Here is a 5,799-nt window from a genome sequence, read left to right as displayed (position 1 = left end):
GACTGGAGTTCAGACGTGTGCCCGCCGCCGCCTGGGCCGCCGCCGAGGCCATCCGCGCCGGCGACGCCGCCGCCAACGCCGCCATCGGCGAGCACGGCAAGGCCACCCTCGAAACCCTGGCCGCAGCCAAAGGCCGGCCACTCCAGCTGATGACCCACTGCAACGCCGGCTGGCTCGCCACCTGCGGCCACGGCACCGCGCTGGCGCCCATCTACGCCGCCCACGCTGCGGGCATTCCGCTTCACGTCTATGTAAGCGAAACCCGCCCGCGCAACCAGGGCCTCCTGACCGCCTGGGAGCTCGCCCGCGCCGGCGTGCCTCACACCCTGATCGCCGACAACGCCGCCGGCTGGCTGCTGGCCGAAGGCCGGGTCGATCTGGTCATCACCGGCGCCGACCGCATCGCCGCCAACGGCGACAGCGCCAACAAGGTCGGCACCTACCTCAAGGCCCTGGCCGCCCGCGCCCACGGCGTGCCTTTCTACATCGCCGCGCCCCGCTCGACCATCGACTTCGCCTGCCCGAACGGCCGGGCGATCCCCATCGAAGAGCGCAGCGCCGACGAGGTACGCCTCATCCACGGGCTGGACGACCACGGCGCCGCCGCCCGCCTGCGCATCGCTGGCGACACCACCGCAGCCTGCAATCCGGCCTTCGACGTGACGCCTGCCGGGCTTCTGGCTGGCATAATCTGTGAGTTCGGCGTGTTTGCTGCCGACGACCTCGCCGCCATCGAGCACCGTTGATCCCGGACTGGAGCAAGTGATCATGAACGAGAACGTATTGCGGGCCGGCCTCCTCGACACGGCCCGGGAGATGGCCCACTGCGGACTCAACGCCGGCACCGCCGGCAATGCCAGCGTGCGCTGTACCCGGGGCTTCCTGATCACGCCCACCGGCCGCCCCTACGACGAACTCAGCCCCGACGACATGGCCCTGATGGGGATGGACGGCAGCTGGCACGGGCCCTTCGCCCCGTCGTCCGAGTGGCGCATCCACCGGGACATCCTCGCCGCGCGGCCCGACGTGGGCGCCGTGCTCCACGCCCACTCGCCTTTCGCCACCGCGCTGGCCTGTCACCGGCGCGCCATTCCGGCCTTTCACTACATGATCGCCCGCTTCGGCGGCACCGACGTGCGCTGCGCGCCCTACGCCACCTTCGGCACCCAGGCGCTGTCCGACGGCGCCATCGCCGCCCTCGAAGGCCGCCGCGCCTGCCTGCTCGCCAACCACGGCATGCTGGTGCTGGGTGGCGACCTGCGGGGCACCCTGGCCCTGGCCGTCGAGTTCGAGACCCTCTGCGAGCAATACTGGCGCGCCTGTCAGCTGGGCGAGCCGCACATCCTCTCCAGCGCCGAGATGGAAGAAGTCCTCGCCCTGTTCAAGACCTACGGCCAGCCCCGCCCGACCGCCCCGACCCCCCTGGCGGCCGAACCCGGCCCGGCCTGAACGCCCCGCCCCGATGTCCAGCCCCGCCACCAACAGCCCCGCCACCAACAGCCCGCCCCCCCGACGCCCGCCCGCGCGCCTGGTGCGCAGCCTGCTGTGGCGGATGCTGCTGATCTTCGTGGCGAGCATCGTCGTGTTCGGCGCCGCCATCCAGTTCCTGATCGTCGCCCCGGCCACCCAGTCCCTCGCCCGCACCCGGCTCGATCTGGCCGTCACCCAGGTCCAGTCCGAAGCCGAACGCAACTTCCGCCGCATCGAGACCCAGCTCCACACCGCTCGCAGCTGGGGCCAGAGCCGCCGCCTGCGCCTCGACGACGTGCCGGGTTTCAACGCAATGCTGACCCCGCTCCTCACGGGCGACAGCCAGATCTCGTCGATCCACCTGGCAGACACCGATGGCCGTGAAGTGCTGGTGCTGCGCGACCCCAACGGCTGGTTCAACCGCATCACCGACCCGCAGATCTCCGGGAAGGGCAGCCGCTGGCAGTACTGGTCGAAGAGCGGCAAGCTGATCTCCGACACCTGGAAGGAGCCCCGCTACGACCCCCGCTCCCGCCCCTGGTTCGACGCCGCGCTGGCCCTGCCCGCCGACGAAGGCGCGGTGGGCTGGACTGCGCCCTACCGCTTCTTCACCACCGGCGACGCCGGCATCACCGCCTTCACCCGCTGGACCGCCGACGACGGCAAGCGCTACATCATCGCCTTCGACCTGCAGCTGGCCGAGCTCTCCCGCCTCACCGTCGATTCGCCGGTGGGCGAACGGGGTGGCAGCGCCGTGCTGTCCGACAAGGGCGAGGTCATCGGCCTGCCCCGCTACCCCCGCTTCGCCAACCTGTCCGACCGCCGCGACGCCGCCCTGCGGCCCGCCGCCGAGCTGAACGTCGATTTCCTCACCCGCGGCTACGCCCAGTGGCTGGTGGATGGCCGCCCGTCCGGCGAAATGCTCGGTTTCGAGAACGAAGGCGAAGCCTGGCTGGCCCAGTTCGTGCCCATCAGCCTCGGCCAGCAGCGCTGGTGGATCGGCGGCTTCGCCCGCGAGCGCGACTTCATCCCCACCCGCCTGCAGGACATGGCCCCGACGCTCGTCGGCCTGATCCTCCTCAGCATCGCCATCACCGCCGGCATCGCCCGCCGGCTCGGCCGCCGCATCGAGACCAGCCTGTCGGCCCTGATCGACCAGAGCGAACGCATCGGCCGGCTCGATCTCACCCCGCCGGAGCCCTTCGTCACCGACTGGCAGGAGATCGCCGACCTGGCCGATTCCCACGAGCGGATGCGGGCCCACCTGAGCGCCGCCGCCAGCGCCCTGGAGCGCAGCCGCGCCGAGCTCGAAGAAAAGGTCTCCGAACGCACCAGCCAGCTCGCCGAAAAATCCACTGCCCTGGCCGACCAGCTGCTGTTCATCCAGGTGCTCCTCGACACACTGCCCAACCCGGTCTTCTACAAGGGGCCGGATGCCCGCTACCTGGGCTGCAACCAGGCCTACGAGAAAGCCTTCGGCACCACCCGCGCCTTCCTCGTCGGCAAGACCGTGCTGGAGCTGCCCTTCCTGCCACCCGAGCTGCGCGCCGCCCACCACGACAACGACCTGCAGACCATCGCCACCGCCGGCACCCTCCACAAGGAAGTGCGCCTGCCCTTTGCCGATGGCGCCACACACGACACCCTGTACTGGGTCAGCAGCTTCCGCCTGGCCAATGGCGAACTCGGCGGCCTGCTTGGCGTGCTGGTGGATATCAGCGCCCAGAAAGAGGCCGAGCGCGAAGCCCGCAGCGCCGACGAATGGAGCCGGCGCATCCTCGAATCCAGCCCCATCGCGGTCATCATCAACCGCCCCGGCGGCAACCCCCTGTTCGTCAACAGCCGCGCCGCCGAAGTGGCCCGCACCAGCCGGGAAGACTTCATGCAGCGGCCCGTGGTCAGCTGGTTCCGCAACCAGGCGGTGGCCGACGCGGTGCTCCTGCAGCTACGCGACGGCCACCCGGTGCGCGACCAGGAGATCGAGTTCCGCGCCGCCGACGGCACGCCCCTGTGGGTACTGGTCACCATCGAAATGATCGAATTCCGCGGCGGCCCGGCCCTCATCAGCTGGTGCTACGACATCACCCGCCGCAAGGCCGCCGAGCGCGATCTGCGCACCCTGTCGCTGGCGGTCGAACAAAGCGCCACGATGCTGGCCATCACCGACCCGTCGGGCATCATCCAGTACGCCAACCCCCACCTGTGCCGCGAAACCGGCTACGCCGCCCCCGAGCTGACCGGCACCGTGCCCGACCTGCTGGACCCCGCCGGCCAGTTCCTCGACTTCCACGCCGAACAGTGGCGCACCCTCAAGGCCGGCAGTGTGTGGCGACGGGAGTGCCAGCTGCGGCGCAAGAGCGGCGACGCCCTGTGGGTCGGCATCTCGGTCAGCGGGCTCACCGAGACGGCCGACGCCCGCGGCGAGATCACCCACTGCGTGTGGGTGCTCGAAGACCTGGCGGTCCATCGCCAGGCCCTGTCCACCCTGCGCGAAGCCAAGCGCCTGGCCGAGGAGGCCGCCGAATCCAAGGCACGCTTCCTGGCCAACATGAGCCACGAGATCCGCACCCCGCTCAACGCCATCATCGGCCTGGCCAACCTGTGCCAGGGCACCGGCCTCGACCCACGCCAGCGCGACTACCTCGACAAGATCCAGGCCTCCGGAACCACCCTGCTGGGCGTGGTGAACGACATCCTCGATTTCTCCAAGATCGAAGCCGGCAAGCTCAACCTCGAGCACACCCCCTTCACCCTCGACCAGGTGCTCGACCACGTCATCACCTTCGTCGCCCAGAAGGCCCAGGAAAAAGGGCTCGAGCTCATCCTCGAAGTCGCCCCCGAGGTGCCCCAGCAACTGGTGGGCGACCCCCTGCGGCTGGGCCAGGTGCTCACCAACCTCCTCGGCAACGCCGCCAAGTTCACCGACACCGGCGACATCCGCCTGCGGGTCGGCCTCGTCGAGCGCAACAGCCACCGGGCCACCCTCGCGTTCGAGGTACGCGACACCGGCATCGGGATGACCCCGTCCCAGCTCGAAAGCCTGTTCGAAGCCTTCGCCCAGGCCGACACCTCCATGTCGCGGCGCTTTGGCGGCACCGGCCTCGGCCTGTCCATCGCCCGCCACCTGGTCGAGCTGATGGGCGGCGGCACGATCGACGTAGACAGCACCCTGGGCAAGGGCAGCGCCTTCCGCTTCAACGCCCGCTTCGAACTGGCCGGCGAAGGCGCCCCCAAGGTGCTGCCCGGCATCCTCGACGGCCTGCGGGTGCTGGTGGTGGATGACCACCCGGTGGCCCGCACCGTGCTGCTGCACCTGCTGGCCAACTTCCCGTTCCGCAGCGAGGCCGTCACGTCCGCTGCCGAAGCCATCGCCGCGGTGCGCCGGGCCGACAGCGGCGACCGCTTCGGGCTGGTCCTGATGGACCTGCGCATGCCCCAGGTGGACGGCATCGAGGCCACCCGGCGCATCAAGGAAGATCGCAGCCTCTCCGCCCCGCCCAGCATCATCCTGCTCACCGCCTACGGCGACGACCACGTCGTCAGCCGCGGCGTCGATGCCGGCATCGATGGCTACCTGCACAAGCCCGCCACCGCCTCGACCCTGCTCGACACCATCGTCGGCGCCTTCGGCATGCGCGCCGCCCACAGCGTCGCCGCCCTGCCGGTTGTCAGCCCCGCCCTGCAGCTGGCCGGCCTGCGCCTGCTGGTGGTGGAAGACAACGACATCAACCAGCACATCGCCCGGGTGCTGCTCGAAAAGCACGGCGCCACCGTGCAGATCGCCGACAACGGCCGCATCGCCGTCGAGACGCTCCAGGCCGCCGGCCCCGAGGCCTTCGATCTGGTCCTGATGGATCTCCAGATGCCCGAGATGGACGGCCTCGAGGCCACCCGGCTGATCCGCGCAGACGCCCGCTTCGCCGGCCTGCCCATCGTCGCCATGACCGCCCACGCCATGGCCGAGCAGCGCCAGCAGTGCATCGACGCCGGCATGAGCGACCACGTGGCCAAGCCCATCGTCCCCGAACGGCTGGTCGAGACGATCCTCCGCCACGCCAACCGTCAGAAGCCCGAGCCGATCCCCGCCAGCACGCAGCCCGACCTGCCCGATCTGCCCGGCATCGACGTGGCCGGCGCCCTGCGCCGGGTCAATCAGGACGGCCCCGCCTACATCCGGCTGCTCCGCCGGCTGGTCACAGGCCACGCCGGCAGCGCCGACCAGATCGGCGCAGCGCTCGCCGCCGGCAAGCTCCACGAAGCCGAGCGCATCGCCCACACCCTGGGCGGCGCCGCCGCCAACCTCGGCGCCAACGCCCTGCGGGACGCCGC

The 5,799-nt window shown here is 70.7% G+C and carries 3 protein-coding genes; all 3 read left to right on the top strand.

Translation table 11 applies throughout. The annotated features are described in order from the left end of the window. Positions 1-746: S-methyl-5-thioribose-1-phosphate isomerase (gene mtnA / locus QQK25_RS24500; protein ID WP_284189862.1), on the top strand; the 746-nt coding region annotated here is incomplete at its 5' end. Between the two features lie 22 nt (positions 747-768). Then, positions 769-1,449, top strand: coding sequence for a class II aldolase/adducin family protein (locus QQK25_RS21870; RefSeq protein WP_284189861.1), 681 nt, complete (start codon positions 769-771; stop codon positions 1,447-1,449). 13 nt (positions 1,450-1,462) lie between these two features. Then, positions 1,463-5,799: response regulator (locus QQK25_RS21865; protein ID WP_284189860.1), on the top strand; the 4,337-nt coding region annotated here is incomplete at its 3' end.

This window comes from Zoogloea oryzae (genome assembly GCF_030161255.1).
Lineage (GTDB): Bacteria > Pseudomonadota > Gammaproteobacteria > Burkholderiales > Rhodocyclaceae > Zoogloea > Zoogloea oryzae.
The sequence above is the reverse complement of the archived record's forward strand: the minus strand, read 5'-3'. Positions and strand labels throughout refer to the sequence as shown.

Excerpts from the sequence above, each read along its gene's own strand:
- QQK25_RS21870 (WP_284189861.1), top strand. The coding sequence starts at position 769 with ATGAACGAGAACGTATTGCGGGCCGGCCTCCTCGACACGGCCCGGGAG.